The sequence below is a fragment of the Pseudomonas sp. GM102 genome (genome assembly GCF_000282555.1).
Lineage (GTDB): Bacteria > Pseudomonadota > Gammaproteobacteria > Pseudomonadales > Pseudomonadaceae > Aquipseudomonas.
The window spans coordinates 49731-65920 of sequence record NZ_AKJB01000021.1; the positions used below are offsets into that span (position 1 = coordinate 49731).

At 61.0% G+C, this 16190-nt stretch carries 12 protein-coding genes and 1 pseudogene; 5 read left to right on the forward strand and 8 right to left on the reverse strand.

The genetic code is table 11. The features are described 5' to 3' along the window. Positions 1-15: 15 nt before the first annotated feature. Both PMI18_RS23245 and PMI18_RS23240 read right to left on the reverse strand, forming a co-directional pair. Positions 16-597, reverse strand: coding sequence for a YjfI family protein (locus PMI18_RS23245; RefSeq protein ID WP_085985572.1), 582 nt, complete (start codon positions 595-597; stop codon positions 16-18). 323 nt (positions 598-920) lie between these two features. Continuing rightward, positions 921-1469 carry a cysteine hydrolase family protein gene (locus PMI18_RS23240; protein ID WP_007896820.1) on the reverse strand — a complete coding sequence of 183 codons (549 nt, stop codon included), beginning with the start codon at positions 1467-1469 and terminating at the stop codon, positions 921-923. Between the two features lie 101 nt (positions 1470-1570). Between PMI18_RS23240 and PMI18_RS23235 the strand changes: the two genes are divergently transcribed. The 3 genes from PMI18_RS23235 (at position 1571) to PMI18_RS23225 (ending at position 4671) form a co-directional block, all read left to right on the forward strand. Further along, the gene (locus PMI18_RS23235; RefSeq protein WP_007896823.1) at positions 1571-2566 is read left to right on the forward strand and encodes a GlxA family transcriptional regulator; all 996 of its coding nucleotides are present in this window, start codon (positions 1571-1573) and stop codon (positions 2564-2566) included. 247 nt (positions 2567-2813) lie between these two features. Next, positions 2814-3923 carry a DUF3182 family protein gene (locus PMI18_RS23230; protein ID WP_007896825.1) on the forward strand — a complete coding sequence of 370 codons (1110 nt, stop codon included), beginning with the start codon at positions 2814-2816 and terminating at the stop codon, positions 3921-3923. Further along, positions 3913-4671 carry an alpha/beta hydrolase family protein gene (locus tag PMI18_RS23225; RefSeq protein WP_007896829.1) on the forward strand — a complete coding sequence of 253 codons (759 nt, stop codon included), beginning with the start codon at positions 3913-3915 and terminating at the stop codon, positions 4669-4671. The genes PMI18_RS23230 and PMI18_RS23225 overlap by 11 nt, the downstream gene beginning before the upstream one ends. Positions 4672-4783: 112 nt before the next feature. On the opposite strand, the gene PMI18_RS23220 is transcribed toward PMI18_RS23225, so the two are convergent. The 6 genes and pseudogenes from PMI18_RS23220 to PMI18_RS23200 all read right to left on the reverse strand — a co-directional run bounded on the left by PMI18_RS23220 (position 4784) and on the right by PMI18_RS23200 (position 14002). Beyond that, positions 4784-5770 (reverse strand): lysylphosphatidylglycerol synthase domain-containing protein, encoded by a 987-nt coding sequence (locus tag PMI18_RS23220; protein ID WP_007896835.1) that lies wholly within the window; start codon positions 5768-5770, stop codon positions 4784-4786. Continuing rightward, a complete protein-coding gene (clsB, locus tag PMI18_RS23215) occupies positions 5767-7053 on the reverse strand; it encodes a cardiolipin synthase ClsB (protein WP_007896838.1) in 1287 nt (428 codons plus the stop codon). The genes PMI18_RS23220 and clsB overlap by 4 nt, the downstream gene beginning before the upstream one ends. Next, positions 7050-7847 (reverse strand): endonuclease/exonuclease/phosphatase family protein, encoded by a 798-nt coding sequence (locus PMI18_RS23210; protein WP_007896851.1) that lies wholly within the window; start codon positions 7845-7847, stop codon positions 7050-7052. The genes clsB and PMI18_RS23210 overlap by 4 nt, the downstream gene beginning before the upstream one ends. Continuing rightward, positions 7844-8770, reverse strand: coding sequence for a DUF72 domain-containing protein (locus PMI18_RS23205; RefSeq protein WP_007896854.1), 927 nt, complete (start codon positions 8768-8770; stop codon positions 7844-7846). The genes PMI18_RS23210 and PMI18_RS23205 overlap by 4 nt, the downstream gene beginning before the upstream one ends. A gap of 233 nt (positions 8771-9003) precedes the next feature. Then, positions 9004-9196: pseudogene (locus PMI18_RS30080) on the reverse strand (MFS transporter); the annotation flags it as partial. 417 nt (positions 9197-9613) lie between these two features. Further along, the gene (locus PMI18_RS23200) at positions 9614-14002 is read right to left on the reverse strand and encodes an Lhr family helicase (protein ID WP_007896856.1); all 4389 of its coding nucleotides are present in this window, start codon (positions 14000-14002) and stop codon (positions 9614-9616) included. Between the two features lie 300 nt (positions 14003-14302). Here PMI18_RS23200 and PMI18_RS23195 point away from each other — a divergent pair, with 300 nt between their 5' ends. Together PMI18_RS23195 and PMI18_RS23190 are read left to right on the forward strand one after the other, a co-directional pair. Further along, the gene (locus PMI18_RS23195) at positions 14303-15187 is read left to right on the forward strand and encodes a sugar nucleotide-binding protein (RefSeq protein WP_007896858.1); all 885 of its coding nucleotides are present in this window, start codon (positions 14303-14305) and stop codon (positions 15185-15187) included. Next, entirely contained in the window at positions 15180-16109 is a 930-nt protein-coding gene (locus PMI18_RS23190) for an NAD-dependent epimerase/dehydratase family protein (protein WP_007896860.1), read from the forward strand. The genes PMI18_RS23195 and PMI18_RS23190 overlap by 8 nt, the downstream gene beginning before the upstream one ends. The last annotated feature ends 81 nt before the right edge of the window (positions 16110-16190 follow it).

A 16190-nucleotide genomic window follows, 5' to 3' on the forward strand; every position in this document is an offset into this window, starting at 1 on the left:
CCTGTTCCCGAAAAATTAGATGAAGAAACGTTCAAAGGCTTCGCTGGCGCGCTGGACGTTGTCGACGAGGGTTTTGACCTCGGTCACGACGTTGGTCAGGCTGGAGTCGGAGCTGAGTGCGCCGAACATGTTGTAAACGATCTGCCCGTTGGGCATGGACTCGATACCGATCGAGGACAGTGGGAACATTTCCCGGCTGCGCAGAACAGCATCATTGAATGCCGGTACGTCGTTGATGGACTCGATATCGACCAGAACGGTATCGACGATGACCTGATCGCCAACCACCGCGATGTAAATCGGCAAGCCACCGAACTCGTTCATTTCCAGCTTGATGCTGGACTCGGAACCTTGAACGAGGGAGAGGGTGATGTCGTTCGAAACCACTTCGTCGAGGGCCTGAAGGGCGCTGTAGAGGCGATCGATGTTCCAGTTATTACCTGCGCTCATGTAATTCTCCGACATGAATGAGCCAGCCAGAATCGGTTGGCGTAGCTGTTTCTCCATCTGCTTGAGCAGGCTTCGGTTTTCGGGAAGCACCCAAGTCTCGTGTTTCACATAACCGGCGGCACCCAGGCCCGCACGCATCTGCTTCATATAGAAACTAGATGGTTTTTTCGCGGACGGTTTCGAGCGCTCTCCCTTTTGGCTCGCTGAATCGGTCACAGATCCGGTAGGCGGATCTGATGGAGAGCTGCTTTTCATGATGCTGACCTCGTTGTGAAAAAACTCACGCGTGAGAAACACTACAGGCAATTTTTGCGGACCTCAATAGATCACGCGTGAGATTTTTCGAGCGTCGCGCAGGCATCGAAATCCTTGTGGGAGCGAGCCTGCTCGCGATGACGGCGGCACATTCAGCATCAATGCTGGCTGATCCGTCGCTATCGCGAGCAGGCTCGCTCCCACAGGGGCTTCACTTAACCAGCCAGAAAATCATCGGTGGACACCACGCTGGCATAGGCAAAACCCAGGGACGACATGAAGGCGGCGTGAACGTGGGCGGCCGGGACGGTGATGCCATTGAACTCCAGGTCGCGGGTGGCGCAGGCGTCGTGAATCACCGTGACGGTATAGCCCAGGTCGGCGGCGGCGCGGGTGATGCCGTCAATGCACATGTGGCTCATGCTGCCGACGATTACCAGGTGTTCGATGCCTTGCTGGTCGAGGATGGCTTCCAGTTCGGTTTCGCGAAACGAGTTGACGAAATGTTTGAGCACCACCGGCTCGTCGGCGCGGTTGAGGACTTTAGGGTGCAACTTCGCGCCGTCGGAGCCCGGAGTGAAGAACGGCGCGGCGTCGGAGGTGAATTCGTGGCGGATATGCACCACCGGATCACCGGTCTCGCGAAACGCCTGAATCATCCGTGCGGCGTTGTCTGCTGCGGCGTCGGCGCCGACCAAAGGCCACTTGCCCTGGGGGAAGTAGTCGTTCTGGATATCGACTACGATGAGTGCTTGCTTGGCCATGGGGGTTTCCTTGAAGTGTTTGTTGGGTGTGGATCAAGTATCAGGTTTTGCTGGCCGTCCGAGGATTGGCCGCACCGACAATAGACGGGGGAAAAGTGACAATGGGCGTGGAAAGGGCAGTCACCGAACTGGGAGTGCTGATCTATCCCGGTGCGCAGATGGCGGCGGTGCATGGGTTGACGGATCTGTTCGGCGTGGCCAACCGGATCGCCGCCGAGCATCAGTCGGCGCAGCTGCCGTTGCTGCGGGTCAGTCATTGGCAGGTCGAGGGTGATCAAGTGCCCGAGCGGGTCTATGACACTCATCCCGGCCCGGCCGGCGCATTGGTTGCCGTGTTGATTCCGCCCTCGATCGCAGGTTTTTCCGAGGGGCAGGCGCCCCAAGGGCTGATTCGCTGGCTTCGTCAGCAACATGCCAACGGTGCGACCCTCGGCGGCGTCTGTGTGGGGTCTATTTTGTTGGCTGAAAGCGGCCTGCTCGACGGCCGCAGCGCCACCACCCACTGGACCTCGGCCAAAGCCTTTGCCGAGCGTTACCCGGCGATCAAGCTCAAGGCTGACACGCCGATTGTCGACGATGGTGACCTGATCACCACCGCCGGGTTGATGGCCTGGTCAGAGTTGGGATTGCGGTTGGTGAACCGCTTGCTCGGGCCGAGCATTGCCACCGGCACGGCGCGGTTTCTGGTGGTGGAACACAGCGACAGCGCGAGCGAGTGCGGCAGTAATTTTTCACCGATTCTCAACCATGGCGATGCGTCGATTCTCAAGGTCCAGCATTGGCTGCAAAGCACTGGGGCGACCGATGTCTCGCTGGCGGCAATGGCCGAGCGGGCGGGGCTGGAAGAGCGCACTTTCCTGCGGCGATTCCGTGCGGCGACCGGGTTGAAACCCACCGAGTACTGCCAACATCTGCGGGTTGGCAAGGCGCGGGAAATGCTCGAATTCACCAACGGCACCATTGATCACATTGCCTGGACCGTGGGTTACCAGGACCCGAGTGCGTTTCGGGCAACGTTCAAGAAGATTACCGGGCTTGCGCCGAGTGATTACCGGGCGCGGTTTGGTGTGTCTGCGACCGCAGTCGTGGCTCGGTAGCGAGCATAACCGCAGATCTAAAATGTGGGAGCGAGCAGGCTCGCTTCCCACACGGGTTAGGTGGCAGGTTTTGAGTCGTGCAAAATGCCGGGAGTATTGAAAGGTGTCGTGCAGAATAAAACAGGCTTTGTGCTACTACCTGTTTCGCAATTGGCTGATTTAAAGACCGTTTCTTTCCAGCCGCCGTTGGCCTGATCTCTGCACCTCCTTCAACTACATTCATCAAGCGCAAATTGAAGGGGAACGCATGACCCCAACAAACCGCAAGAAACTGGTGCTCGCCCATTCGGTACGCCCCGATGCCCCTCTGCACGAAGTCGAAACCAATCGCGCACTCGCTCGTTGGCTGGCGCAAGTCGTCGGGCTCGAATACGGCGGCAGTTACGACCCACAGCTGCATAGCGGCCGGGACATTTATCTATTGCCGACCCAGACGCTGGTGGGTGTTGCTGCCGCCCGGCAGCTGGGTGTCAAAGGGCCGGAGGATTTGTGGGGCGGTTACGTCGACCACGATTTCATCTGCACCAAAGCCATCAGCCATGGGTTGTTGAACCGCTATGCGTTCGCGCCCGAAGGCTGGTCGTCGTTGTTTTCCGAACGGGTACGCGGCGTTGTGCTCGATGGCCTCAGCGTGTTCTCCCTGAAGGATGCTCGCCCGGCAGCGGAGCATCTGCTCTACAGCGGTCCGATCCGCATGAAGCCTATTCATGCCTGCGCCGGGCGCGGTCAGGAAGTGATCAAAAGCCTCGACCAGTTCGACGCCATCCTCGCGCGCCACGATGCCAAAACCTTGTTCACCGAAGGCGTGGTGCTGGAACAAGACTTGACCGAGGTGGTCACCCATAGCGTCGGCCAAAGCTTCATCGGCGACAAAGTGCTGAGTTATTGCGGTGATCAATACTTGACCGAAGACGGTCAGGGCGAGCAGGTTTATGGAGGGTCCAATCTGTTGGTGGTGCAGGGTTATTACGAGGACCTGCTGGCGCTGGAACTACCGGACGACACGAGGCTGGCGATCCAGCAAGCGCAGGTATTCGACAGCGCAGCCGATGAAGCCTACCCCGGTTTCTATGCCTCGCGGCGCAACTACGACATCGCCCAAGGGCTGGATTGCGACGGCAAACAACGCAGCGGCGTGCTCGAACAATCCTGGCGCCTGGGCGGTGCCAGCAGTGCTGAAGTCGCGGCGCTGCAGAGCTTCGTCAACCACCCCGGCTTGCGCGCGATTCGCGTGTCGTCGGTCGAAACCTATACCGATCAACCTTTGCCGGCCAACGCCATTGAGGTCTACCGGGGGCCTGCGCAACACAGTGACTTTCTTCTCAAGTACGTAACGGTCAAATCCTATGACGGCTAGAAGCGAAACCATTGCGATCGACATCGACGATGAACAGATGAGCGGAACCTTCCTCAGCCCCAAGTCGAAAGTCCCGGGTGTGCTTTTCGTTCACGGCTGGGGCGGTAGTCAGGAGCGCGACCTGGAGCGCGCCAAAGGCATCGCCGGGTTGGGTTGCGTGTGCCTGACATTCGACTTGCGCGGCCACACCAGCGGGACCGGTATTGCGTTGTCCCGGGTCACCCGCGAAGACAACCTGCGTGACCTGCTGGCGGCCTACGATCGACTGCTCGCCCATCCGGCGCTCGACACGTCTGCGATCGCCGTGGTCGGCACCAGTTATGGTGGTTATCTGGCGGCGATCCTGACGTCCTTGCGCCCGGTGCGCTGGCTGGCGCTACGGGTGCCGGCGTTGTATCGCGACGACTTTTGGCACACACCCAAGCGTGATCTGGACAAGCTCGATCTGCGCGATTACCGCAGCACGCGGGTCAGCGCCGACAGCAATCGCGCACTGCATGCCTGCTCGCAATTTACCGGGGATGTATTGCTGGTGGAGTCCGAGACCGACGCCTATGTGCCCCACGCGACCATCATGAGTTACCGCGCGGCGTGTCAGCAGACCCACTCGCTGACTCACCGGATTATCGACGGCGCCGATCACGCCTTGAGCGAGCCTGTCTCGCAACAGGCGTACACCTCGATCCTGGTGGGCTGGATCACGGAAATGGTGGTGGGTGAGCGGTTGAGCATTATTCAGTCGAGTTGAGGATTGCGGTGTTCTTGCGATTATTCGCGGGCAAGCCTCGCTCCTACAGGTATCACACAAAACCTGTAGGAGCGAGGCTTGCCCGCGAAGGCGTCATCCCGAACGCCACACCTCACCCCGGTTTTTTCGAAATCCTCAACGACTTCGCCTTCGCTTCCACCACCAGGTACATCACCACGGTAATCAGCAGCGGCAGCAGGAAATAGATCGCCCGATACGCGAGTAACCCTGCCACCAGACTTCCTCGTGAGGCCTCGTGTTGCAGCAACGCCACGAACACTGCCTCCAGTACGCCAAGCCCGGCTGGAATGTGGGTGATGACCCCGGCAATGGCGCTGATCAGCAACACGCCAAGCACCAGCGGATAGTCCAGCTTGCTCGGTAGCAGGGTGAAGATCACCGCCGCCATCAGTGACCAGTTCAGCGCGCCGAGGGCCAGTTGCAGAATCGCCATGTGCAGCGACGGCAGGTTGATTTCCACGCCGCGAATCGACCATTCCCGTCGCCTGGAAAACCGACAGGCCGCCAGATACCCCGCGCTCAACAGCAGCAGTAACACGCCTACGCCTTGCAGGGCTCCGCTGCTCAGTTTCCAGCCTGGCGGCATTCGCACCAGTCCGCTGCTGAACACCGTGCCGGCAATCACCATGTAGCCGAACCAGTTGGTCGCCAGGCTCAGCCCGAGGATTTTCGCGATGTTGCTTTTGCTCACGCCGAGCCGCGAATACAGCCGATAACGCATGGCGACCCCGCCGACCCAGGCGCTCAGGTTAAGGTTGAAGGCATAGCTGATGATGCCCACCGGCAGGATCTGCCGCCAGGTCAGGTCCTGTCGGATATAGGTGCGGCCGATCAGGTCGAAACAGGCGTACACCAGAAAACTCATCAACGTCACCCCGGACGCGATGATCAGTGTGCGCACTTTGAAGTTGGCGAGGGTATCGAACACTTCGCCCCATTCGATGCGTTGGGCGAGCATCGTGAATAGCACGATCAGCGCCAGAAAAAACAGCATCGTCAGAGGCTTTTTCCAGCGGTGCCAGTGGGATTTTCGCGGCGTGTTGGAGTGAGGGGCAGGCTGCGCATCAGAATGCCTCATGCCTTATCACTCCCGGTCGGATGAATGAAGGGTTTGAGGCGCGGTTTATGTGCCGGCAACCAACCAGCCCACGCCGGGAAATGTCGCAGGAAGTGAAACACCAGAAAACCGATGGTCATGTGCCAGACCCGTCCGCGAGGTGCGTTGTCCACCGACATGACCTTGCAGTGGTTGCTGCTCAATTCGTCGAGCCGCTCGAACAGGTCGCGGTTGAAGGCGCGGTCGCGGATCAACACATTGGCCTCCAGGTTCAGGGCCAGGCTCAGCGGGTCGAGGTTACTTGAGCCGACGGTGCTCCAGTCCTCGTCGACCAGGGCGACTTTGCCATGCAGGGGGCGATCGCAGTATTCGTAAATCGCTACTCCGGCTCGCAGCAGATAATCGTAGGTCATGCGCGCGGCGAGTCTGGCCACGCGCAAATCCGGCTGCCCCTGAAGAATCAGGCGCACCTCGACCCCTCGGCGCGCCGCGTTGCGGATCTCCCGCAGCAGCCGATAGCCTGGAAAGAAGTAGGCGTTGGCGATTACCACGCGACGTCGGGCACTGCGCACGACCTGCAAGTACACCTCTTCGATATCGCCCGGGTGTTCGCCATTGTCGCGATACACCAGTCGCACCTGACCATCATGATCGCTGACCGCCAGTTCTGCGCGCCTCTGTCTGCGGCGTTGCCACCAGTATTTGGCCCGGGCCGGGCGACCGCTTTGCAGCAAGGCGAAATGATGAATATCGGCCACCGCGGGCCCTTGCACTTCAACCGAATAATCCTGTTTGGCTTCAGGGCCGAAGTCGGCCAGATGGTCGGCGGAAAAGTTGATTCCGCCGAGGAACGCAATCGTCCCGTCGACCACCACAATCTTGCGGTGCATGCGGCGGAACCAATTGGTGCGGATACCGAAGTGACGCGGCGCGGGGTCGAATATTTGCAGGCGCACACCTGCATTGCTCAGCGCCGCAAGGTACTCCGTGCTCAGTTCGCCGCAGCCAAAACCGTCGAGGTTGACGGTGATGCGCACCCCGCGTTGAGCCGCTTCAATCAGGATTTTCTGCAGCTCATTGCCGACCTTGTCCTCGAACACAATGAAGGTCTCCAGCAGGATTTCACTCTGGGCTTGGCGCAGCGCTTCAAACACCCGTGGAAAGTATTCCTCACCGTTCTCTAGCAATTGGACCCGGTTGTTACCGTGCCAACCGTATTCGACGTTAACAACCGCCGGCTCACGTACGGGCGGTGGTGTGGAAACGTGTTCGATCGTGGTTTTTTCCATCAATGGGCCGGTCATAGCTCGATCTCCACCGATAGCGGTGCATGGTCGGAAAGGTGTGACCAGGGCCGGGCCGCCAGTACTTGCGGATGGCTGGCCTTGAGGTTGCGCACGTAGATGCGGTCCAGACACAACGCAGGCAAGCGCGCCGGGAAACTACGCGCCGGTTTACCATGCAACTCGGCGAAGACTTCACGCAAGCCGCAGGGTTTGAGCTGCGCATCAGCGCGCAGGCGCCAATCGTTGAAGTCGCCGGCGACCACCACCGGGGCATCCTCCGGCAACTCTTCCATACGTTGGATCAACAGCCTGAGTTGTGCCTTGCGATGACTTTCGCGTAGCCCCAGATGGACGCAAATGGCATGCACTTCCCGACCATCACCGGGCATCCGTAGCACGCAATGCAGGATTCCGCGGTTCTCATGGCCACTGATGGAAACGTCGAGGTTGTCGTGGCGAACGATCTGGAATTTCGACAACAGCGCATTGCCGTGATCGCCTGCCGGATAGACCGCGTTGCGCCCATAGGCAAATTGCGGCCACAGAGTATCGGCAAGAAATTCGTACTGTGGCATCGCCGGCCAATTGAGGTAACGCTGTGGATGATGTTCGTGGGTGCCATGCACCTCCTGCAAAAACACCACGTCAGCGGACACGCTGCGCACCGCCTCACGCAGCTCGGGCAGGATAAAGCGCCGGTTGAGCGCGGTGAAACCCTTGTGGGTGTTGACCGTCAGTACGGTGAAACGGCTCACGGCGGTGATGATGGGTTGCTGTTCATCCGTGGTGCCGACCGGTTCGGGAATGCTCATGGCAGCACTCCTTCGGCAACCGGCTCACCAGGGGCGGTGGCAAGGTCTTTGTCGAGATGCAAGCGCTCAAGCAGGCGGCGAGCATCGAAGGGCGCACGGACTTTGATGTCGTTATCGAAATAGCAGAATATTTCCCGGGCTCTGCGTGTCTTGGGTTTTTGCCGAGGCGCGATCAATTGCGGATCCGCTGGTTGCTGTCCGTGATACCAGGCCTCGATCCGGTCGCCCCAGCGTTTCAGCGCTTGTGGGGTATAACCGCTGGCGTAGAGTTCTTCGGCACCGTGCAGGCGTAAATAGACGAAGTCGCTGGTGAGGTCTTCGCGATATGGCCATTTACCGGCGGTGTCAGCGATGACCAGCGCGGTGTTGTAGCGTTTGAGCAGACGGACGAAGGCGGGATCGACGAAACTTTCGTGGCGAATTTCCACGGCGTGACGCAGCGGTTTTTTGCCGTAGGCCTTCATGCTGGCGTGACCGTTCAGGCGCGGTTCGTGCTGGCGGGCGAGGGCGGCGGCCTGTTCCGTGTCGTGGGGTAATTGTTCAAGAAAGTTTTCGAACAACTCGGGGTCGAATTTGAAGTTGGGCGGAAATTGCCAGAGGATCGGGCCGAGTTTTTCCTTGAGCTCCAGCACCCCGGAGGCGAAGAAATTCGCCAAGGGTTTATGAATGTCCCGCAGGCGCTTGATGTGGGTGATGAAACGCGGCGCCTTGACGCTGAACACGAAGCCCACTGGAGTTTCGTCGTACCACTGGGCGTAACGTTCGGGCCGTTGCAGGGCGTAAAACGATCCATTGATTTCGATGCTGTTGACCGCCCGTGAAGCGAATTGCAATTCGCGCTTCTGGGTCAGCCCCTTCGGGTAGAACTCCCCCCGCCAGGGCGTGTAGCGCCAGCCTGAAATACCGATATGAATCGCCGCCATGTCGCCTCCCGTCTATGTAACCCTCGGACAGCCTCTGTCTTTTGATGACTGCCGGGCGGGCGAGAAAGTTTCGACGGGGCTACGGACGGTAAGGCGAAGAGCTTCGCGGGCAAGCCTCGCTCCTACAGGTATTCATATGCCCATGTAGGAGCTGCCGAAGGCTGCGATATTTATTAATGACTTATGACGATCCGGGGCGAACCCTCCGCCGGTTCGGCATACACCGGACCCAACCGGTCAAGACGCCCACTCCAGGCGGTCAGCACCGGCGCGCCGATAGCCACACCGAGTGCATACAGACTGACCCGCAGACTGGCGGACGACAGGCTGACACCGAGGTCGGCGCCGAGGGTGGGTAACGATGACGAACTCCGTCGCCCCGATGGCGAAAGCGCTGAGGGTCAGCGCGAGCAAGGCAATGGGCATGGCTGTAACTCCGGTGGATTGATTGATGGAGCGCAGTGTCGGGGTTGGGAGCATGCGGAAAAATACAGGGATGGGCATTTGATATTTGCGTGCAGGTCAAATATCAAGTGGCGAATGAAACCCTGTGGCGAGGGGGCTTGCCCCCGTTCGGCTGCGCAGCAGTCGCAAAGCCATACGGCTCGGTATTTCTGAGAGAAATGGGTTTGCAGGTTTTGGGGGCGCTTCGCACCCCAACGGGAGCAAGCTCCCTCGCCACAGGTATTTGAGTCGGGCAGGCAATATGCGGTGAATCGGGCGCCGGATCAGCCGCGTACCCAACACCACCATCCCCCTGTAGGAGCGAGGCTTGCCCGCGAAGAACGATGACGCGGTCTCGCTGATACACCGCGGCGCTCCCTTCGCGGGCAAGCCTCGCTCCTACAGGAAGCTGTGGCGAGTCAGCTTATTGTGTAGTTCGCCACTGGCTTGCTGATCCAGCTCCAGCCAGAACTGCTGCTTGCCGGCGATTTCGGCGGCGGCCGGTATGCCGTCGCGATACACCAGTCGATTGCTCGCCAGCGCCGGCACTTTCGCGCCTGGCAACAGGGTGCCGGCGAGGTTCAGCGGATCCACCCCACACACCGCAATCAGACTCCCATCGTGCGGTCGCCGTCTGACTTCGCGCAGCAATGGAATCGCCTCGGGCAGCGCAAATTGTTCCCCCGCCAGGCCACTGACAAAACGCCCGCCACGAATCTCGCCCCGGGCCTCAAGCCGATGGAACGTGCGCAACAATTCCCGCCAACTTGGCAACCAGTCCGCCTCACGCTCCAGCAGGCGCCAGAACACCACGCCGTAACGGCGCAGCAAGGTCATGGCGATGTGTTCCAGGGTGTCGCTGGGTGTGGGCGCGGGTTGTTGCTTATCCACAACCGGCGCGGCAGTTCCGCGTCGCAGTAACGCCCAGCGTCCGGCATCGTCCATGCCGCCGACAAACGCTCCGCGTCCGCGTCGGCTGCTGCGATTCTGGCGTTTGCTGGCCGGGGTAATCAGCGCCCGCAGGCCGGCGAAGCTGTCGGCGTTTACCAGCCCGGCACCGACCAGTTCCTGCAAGGCGATTTCCAGTTCCGAGCGCAGCAGATGGGCTTCATGAATCAGCTCATCGAAAAACAGTGCGCCGTGCTGGCTGAGCGCTTCATGGACTTTTTGTGTTTTGGGCGACAGTTCGCTGACCGGCGTCTGTTCGGTCAAGTCGCTCCACAATCCAACCTGACTGCGCGGCAGCAATAGAATCGGCGTGCTGCGCAATGCCGTGCTGGCGCTCTTGTTGTGCGCGGTCAAACGGGTCCAGACCAGTTTGCCGCTGCGGCACAACTCATCCAGCCAGCTCGCCGAATAGTCTTTGAGCCGCGCCGGCAGAATGTCGCTGTCCCATGCCGAAGCAGCGGCGGGGTAGCCTTCGAACTGGCTGATGATCGCCGGCAACACCGCGCGGCCCTGGCCTTGGCTCGCGGCGGAAAGATGCTGCCAGTCGAACAGAAAACGCATGAAATCCTGCAACGCCACCGGCTCGATTTCCCGTCGCAGCCGTTTGACCGTGTAGCGATGAATCCGCGCCAGCAAATGCCGTTCGCACCATTCTTCATCAGGGGCGCCTGGGGTGAATTGCCCGCGCAGTACATAGCCTTCGCGCTCCAGTTGTGCCAAAGCCTGAGTGACTCGAGTCCCCGGTAATCCAAGCGGTTCGGCAATCGCTTTCAGCGGCAGCGGACCAAACGCGCTGAGCCGCGCGCGGATCACTTCCAGCACCGCTTCGTCCGGCTCCCAGGTTTCATCGAAACCGGGCAACGCCTCTAACGGTGGAACCAATATGGCTTGTGGATAAATCGCCCGCAGACAGGTCAGTCGTTCGAGTGCCAACCACAGCGATTGCTCGGCGTTGATCTGCAAACGGCTGGCGCGGCCACTGTCGGCCAGGGTGTTCAGCCAATCGAGCCAATTCGGGTTGGCCTGAGCTTCGGTCTCGGTAATGCACGTCAGGCTCATCAGCGCTTCATGCATTTCATCAATGCCGGTTGGCGTAAGCCAGGCTTCATCACGCACTGCAGTGATCGCTTCGGCGTCCAGCGCACCGAGATCATCGGTGGACTGCGGATCACTCCAGCGGCGGTTGAGCACTGCCTGAGTGCGGCGCTCTTCCAGCGGCGCATCGTCGAGAAAGGTGTAGGGGCGGGCGCTGAGGACTTCCGCCGCCAGTGGCGAGGGCGCCGGCAAGTCGCGGCTGATCAAGCGAATGTCGCCCTGTTCCATGCGCCGCAACAATGCCAGCCAGCCTTCGCTGTCCATGGCTTCGTGCAGGCAATCGTCGAGGGTTTGTTCCACCAGTGGATGGTCGGGAATCTCGCGCTCGCCGGCGAGGTTTTCCACGCAGGCGATCTGATCGGGAAACACGCTGGCGATCAGGTCTTCGCTTTTCATCCGCTGGATCTGCGGCGGTACTTTGCGTCCGCTGCTGTAACGCGGCAGCGCTAAAGCGACCCCGGCGTTCCAGCGCCAGCGCACACCGAACAGCGGGGCCTCGAGTACCGCCTGAATCAGAATGTGCTCGGCACTGTTGCTGTGCAGATAACGCCAGACGTTCTCCAACTCGAAGCTGTGACCGGTGGACAGCGACAGCACGATGGCGTCCTCGCTGGCGGCGGCCTGCAATTCGAAGTTGAACGTGCGGCAGAAACGCTTGCGCAGGGCCAGGCCCCAGGCGCGGTTGATGCGGCTGCCGAACGGCGAATGGATGATCAGTTGCGTACCGCCGGACTCGTCGAAAAACCGCTCCATCAGCAGCGTGTCTTGCGATGGTAGGGCGCCGAGGGTCTGGCGTGCCCGGGCCAGGTAATCCACCAGTTGCTCGGCACTGGCGAGGTTCAAACCGAGTATGTCGGTCAGCCAGTCGACGGCTGGCTGAAGGTTGCCGGGTGTGGCGCCGAGTCGTTCATCGAGTTGCGCTTGCAGGCGTGCCACGGCGAACGACAGTTCATTACTGCGACCCGGTGCTTCACCGAGCCAGAACGGAATGGTCGGCGGCTGCCCCTGGGCGTCTTCGACCCGGACCTTGCCGGCTTCGACCCGGACCTTGCCGGCTTCGACCCGGACCTTGCCGGCTTCGACCCGGACCTTGCCGGCTTCGACCCGCAGGATTCGATATGAGGTATTGCCCAGCTGGAAGATATCCCCGGCGATGCTTTCTACCGCGAAGTCTTCGTTGACGCTGCCGATGTTCAGCCCTTGAGGCTCCAGCAAAACGCTGTAGTCGGCGTTGTCCGGAATCGTCCCGCCGCTGGTCACGGCGGTCAGTTTTGCGCCTCGACGGCCGCGCAGGGTGCGGCTCACGGCGTCCCGGTGCAGGTAAGCGCTGCGAACACCCAGGCGTCCGTTGTAGCCCTCGGCGAGCATTTGCAGCAGTGCCTGATAGTGCTTCTCGTCGAGGGTGGCGTAAGGCGAGGCTTTTCGCAGCATCTCCAGCAACGCCTGTTCCTGCCATTCCTGGCAGCTGACCTCGGCGATGATCTGCTGGGCCAGCACGTCCAGCGGTGCTTCCGGGATCAGCAACGTGTCGAGTTCGCCACGGCGCACGCAATCGAGCAGGGCGGCGCATTCGATCAGGTCGTCGCGGGTGGTGGCAAACAATCGGCCCTTGGGCGTGCCGCCGACCTGGTGCCCGGAGCGGCCGACCCGTTGCAGAAACCCGGCAATCGAGCGTGGCGACGCGATCTGGCACACCAGGTCGACGTCACCGATATCGATCCCCAATTCCAGCGAAGCGGTGGCGATCAGCACTTGCAGTTCGCCGCGCTTGAGCCGTTGCTCGGCGTCGAGACGAAACTCTTTGGCCAGGCTGCCATGGTGGGCCGCTACCGCGTCCTTGCCGAGGCGTTCGCTCAAGTGCCGACTCAGGCGTTCGGCCAGACGCCGGGTGTTGACGAAAATCAGCGTGGTCCGGTGTTCACGGGCGAGGGCGGCGAGTCGGTCATAGACCAGCTCCCACACGTCGTTGGCCATCACCGCCGACAACGGCACGGGCGGCACTTCTATATCAAGATCCCGTGGGCGGGCGTGGCCGATGTCGATGATTTCGCAGTCGCGATCACGGCCGACCAAAAAGCGCGAGACCGCTTCGATGGGTTTTTGCGTGGCGGACAAGCCGATACGCACCAGCGGTTGCGAGCAGAGCGCCTGCAGACGTTCCAGGCTCAGGGCCAGATGGCTACCGCGTTTGCTGGCGGCAATGGCGTGGATTTCGTCGACGATCACTGTGTGGGTGGTGCCGAGCATTCGCCGCCCGGAGTCGGAGCCGAGCAGCACGTAAAGGGATTCCGGGGTGGTCACCAGAATGTGTGGCGCGGTTTTGCGCATGGCCGAGCGATCTTTTTGCGGCGTATCACCGGTGCGCACGGCGGCGCTGATCGGCACGTCGGGCAAGCCCATCACCCGCAACTGTTCGGTGATGCCGGCCAGCGGGTTTTGCAGGTTGATCCGGATGTCGTTGGACAGGGCCTTGAGCGGGGAAACGTAGACCACCAGGGTTTCGTCCGGCAGGCCGTCCGGGCTCTCCAGGCCACGATGGACCAGATCGTCGAGTACTGCCAGAAACGCGGTGAGGGTCTTGCCGGAGCCGGTGGGCGCGGCTATCAGGGTCGAGCGGCGCTGGCGGATCAACGGCCACGCTCGGGCCTGTGCGGCGGTGGCCGTTGCGAAGGTATTGCTGAACCAAGCGCTGACGGCGGGGTGAAAGCCCGCCAGAGCAGCGTCCGTGGGGATGGGCAGATTCATGGAGTAATTTATGCGGGTGGGGGCGGGAAGTTGCAAGTACCGCTCAGGATCTGTGTCGGTGCTGAAGGCCCCTTCGCGGGCAAGCCTCGCTCCTACTAGGACAGCGTTAAACCCGTAGGAGCGAGGCTTGCCCGCGAAGAGGCCCTCCCAAGCACCACAAATCCCCGGGAACTACACTTTACGGATGACGGTTGCGCACTAAACCCGCAAAATGCAACGATTCCGGCAATTATTGAGGACATCGCCTGCGGGCGCTGTCGATAAAGCCATCGTTCCAATCAGACTGGGCCTGCTGACTCTATGCGAATGCGCCTTATGTTACTGGGCGGCGGAAATGCCCTTGGGCAGGCGCTGATTCGCCTCGGTGCGGAGGAAGACATCGGTTTCCTCGCCCCCCGCCCACCACAAGACGGCTGGGACGCCGCGAGCCTGACGCAACTGCTCGACGATACCCGTCCGGATGCGTTGATCAATCTCGCCTATTACTTTGACTGGTTCCAGGCGGAGACCGTCAGTGAGCAGCGTCTGGCCGGGCAGGAGCGAGCCGTCGAACGGCTGGCCGAGCTGTGCCAGCATCACAACATTGTGCTGCTGCAACCGTCGAGTTATCGCGTGTTCGATGGCTCTCGAGCGACTGCCTACAGCGAAAAAGACGAACCGGTACCGCTGGGGCTGCGCGGTCAGGCCTTGTGGCGAATCGAGCAAAGCGTGCGCGCCACCTGTCCGCAGCATGTGTTGCTGCGTTTCGGCTGGCTGCTCGATGACAGCCCCGATGGCACCCTCGGGCGGTTCCTGGCCCGGGCCGAGAAAGCTGAAGAACTGCTGATGGCCGATGACCGTCGGGGTAATCCGACGCCGGTGGACGATGCCGCCCGGGTGATCATTTCGGTGCTCAAGCAACTCGATTGCTCCGCGCCGCTGTGGGGCACTTACCACTACGCCGGGCATGAGGCGACCACGCCGCTGGCACTGGGGCAGGCGATTCTTACCGAAGCGCGCGCCTTGCACCCGTTGGCCATCGAAGCACCGACCGCCCAGGCTCACGCCGCGCGGCCCGACGCCGCCGAGGAACCGCAACACGCGGTGCTGGCCTGCAAGAAAATTCTGCACACTTTCGGGATCAAGCCCCGCGCCTGGCGCGCGGCACTCCCGGGCTTACTGGATAGGTTTTATCGCCATGGCTGACGGCCCTGTTTTAATCACCGGCGGTGCCGGTTTCATCGGTTCGCACCTGACCGACGCCTTGCTTGCCAAAGGGCATTCGGTGCGCATTCTCGATGACCTCTCCACCGGCAAACGCAGCAACCTGCCGCTGGAAAATCCCCTCGTCGAACTGATCGTGGGCGACGTCGCCGACGCCGCATTGGTGGCGCAGGCGATGGTCGGTTGCAGCGCGGTGGCGCACCTGGCTGCGGTGGCCTCGGTGCAAGCTTCGGTGGATGATCCGGTGAAGACTCACCAGAGCAATTTCATCGGCTCGCTGAATGTCTGCGAAGCCATGCGTCAGACCGGCGTCAAACGGGTGCTGTTCGCGTCCAGCGCGGCGGTCTACGGCAATAATGGCGAAGGCGAGTCGATCGACGAAGACACGCCCAAGGCGCCGTTGACGCCGTACGCGGCGGACAAATTGGCGAGCGAGCATTACTTCGATTTCTATCGTCGCCAACATGATCTGGAACCGGTGGTTTTCCGCTTCTTCAACATCTTCGGCCCGCGCCAGGATCCGTCCTCGCCATATTCCGGGGTGATCAGCATATTCAGCGAGCGCGCGCAGAAAGGCTTGCCAATCACCGTGTTTGGCGATGGCGAGCAGACTCGGGATTTTGTCTATGTCGAGGACCTGGTGGACGTGTTGGTGCAAGCCATCGAGAAACCGCAGGTCGAAGTCGGCGCGGTGAATGTTGGCTGGAATCAGGCGACGACCCTCAAGCAAATGCTGGCAGCCCTTGAAGCGGTGGTCGGCAAGCTGCCACCCGTGAGCTACGGCCCGGCGCGTTCCGGTGACATCCGCCATTCACGGGCAAACAACCGACGTTTGCTGGAGCGGTTTACCTACCCGCAGCAGACACCGATGAGTGTCGGCCTGGCGCGGTTGTTGGGACGCTGAGGTTTTACACCGCCATGAAAAAGGCGCCGTTGAAGGCGCCTTTTTTGTGGCCGATGCAGTTCCTTGTGGCGAGGGAGCTTG

Coding starts and splice junctions, on each gene's coding strand:
- PMI18_RS23240 (WP_007896820.1), bottom strand. CDS start 1,469: ATGGCCAAGCAAGCACTCATCGTAGTCGATATCCAGAACGACTACTTC.
- PMI18_RS23205 (WP_007896854.1), bottom strand. CDS start 8,770: ATGGCGGCGATTCATATCGGTATTTCAGGCTGGCGCTACACGCCCTGG.
- PMI18_RS23245 (WP_085985572.1), bottom strand. CDS start 597: ATGAAGCAGATGCGTGCGGGCCTGGGTGCCGCCGGTTATGTGAAACAC.
- PMI18_RS23235 (WP_007896823.1), top strand. CDS start 1,571: ATGGGCGTGGAAAGGGCAGTCACCGAACTGGGAGTGCTGATCTATCCC.
- PMI18_RS23190 (WP_007896860.1), top strand. CDS start 15,180: ATGGCTGACGGCCCTGTTTTAATCACCGGCGGTGCCGGTTTCATCGGT.
- PMI18_RS23230 (WP_007896825.1), top strand. CDS start 2,814: ATGACCCCAACAAACCGCAAGAAACTGGTGCTCGCCCATTCGGTACGC.
- PMI18_RS23220 (WP_007896835.1), bottom strand. CDS start 5,770: ATGAGGCATTCTGATGCGCAGCCTGCCCCTCACTCCAACACGCCGCGA.
- PMI18_RS23225 (WP_007896829.1), top strand. CDS start 3,913: ATGACGGCTAGAAGCGAAACCATTGCGATCGACATCGACGATGAACAG.
- PMI18_RS23200 (WP_007896856.1), bottom strand. CDS start 14,002: ATGAATCTGCCCATCCCCACGGACGCTGCTCTGGCGGGCTTTCACCCC.
- PMI18_RS23195 (WP_007896858.1), top strand. CDS start 14,303: ATGCGAATGCGCCTTATGTTACTGGGCGGCGGAAATGCCCTTGGGCAG.
- PMI18_RS23210 (WP_007896851.1), bottom strand. CDS start 7,847: ATGAGCATTCCCGAACCGGTCGGCACCACGGATGAACAGCAACCCATC.
- clsB (WP_007896838.1), bottom strand. CDS start 7,053: ATGACCGGCCCATTGATGGAAAAAACCACGATCGAACACGTTTCCACA.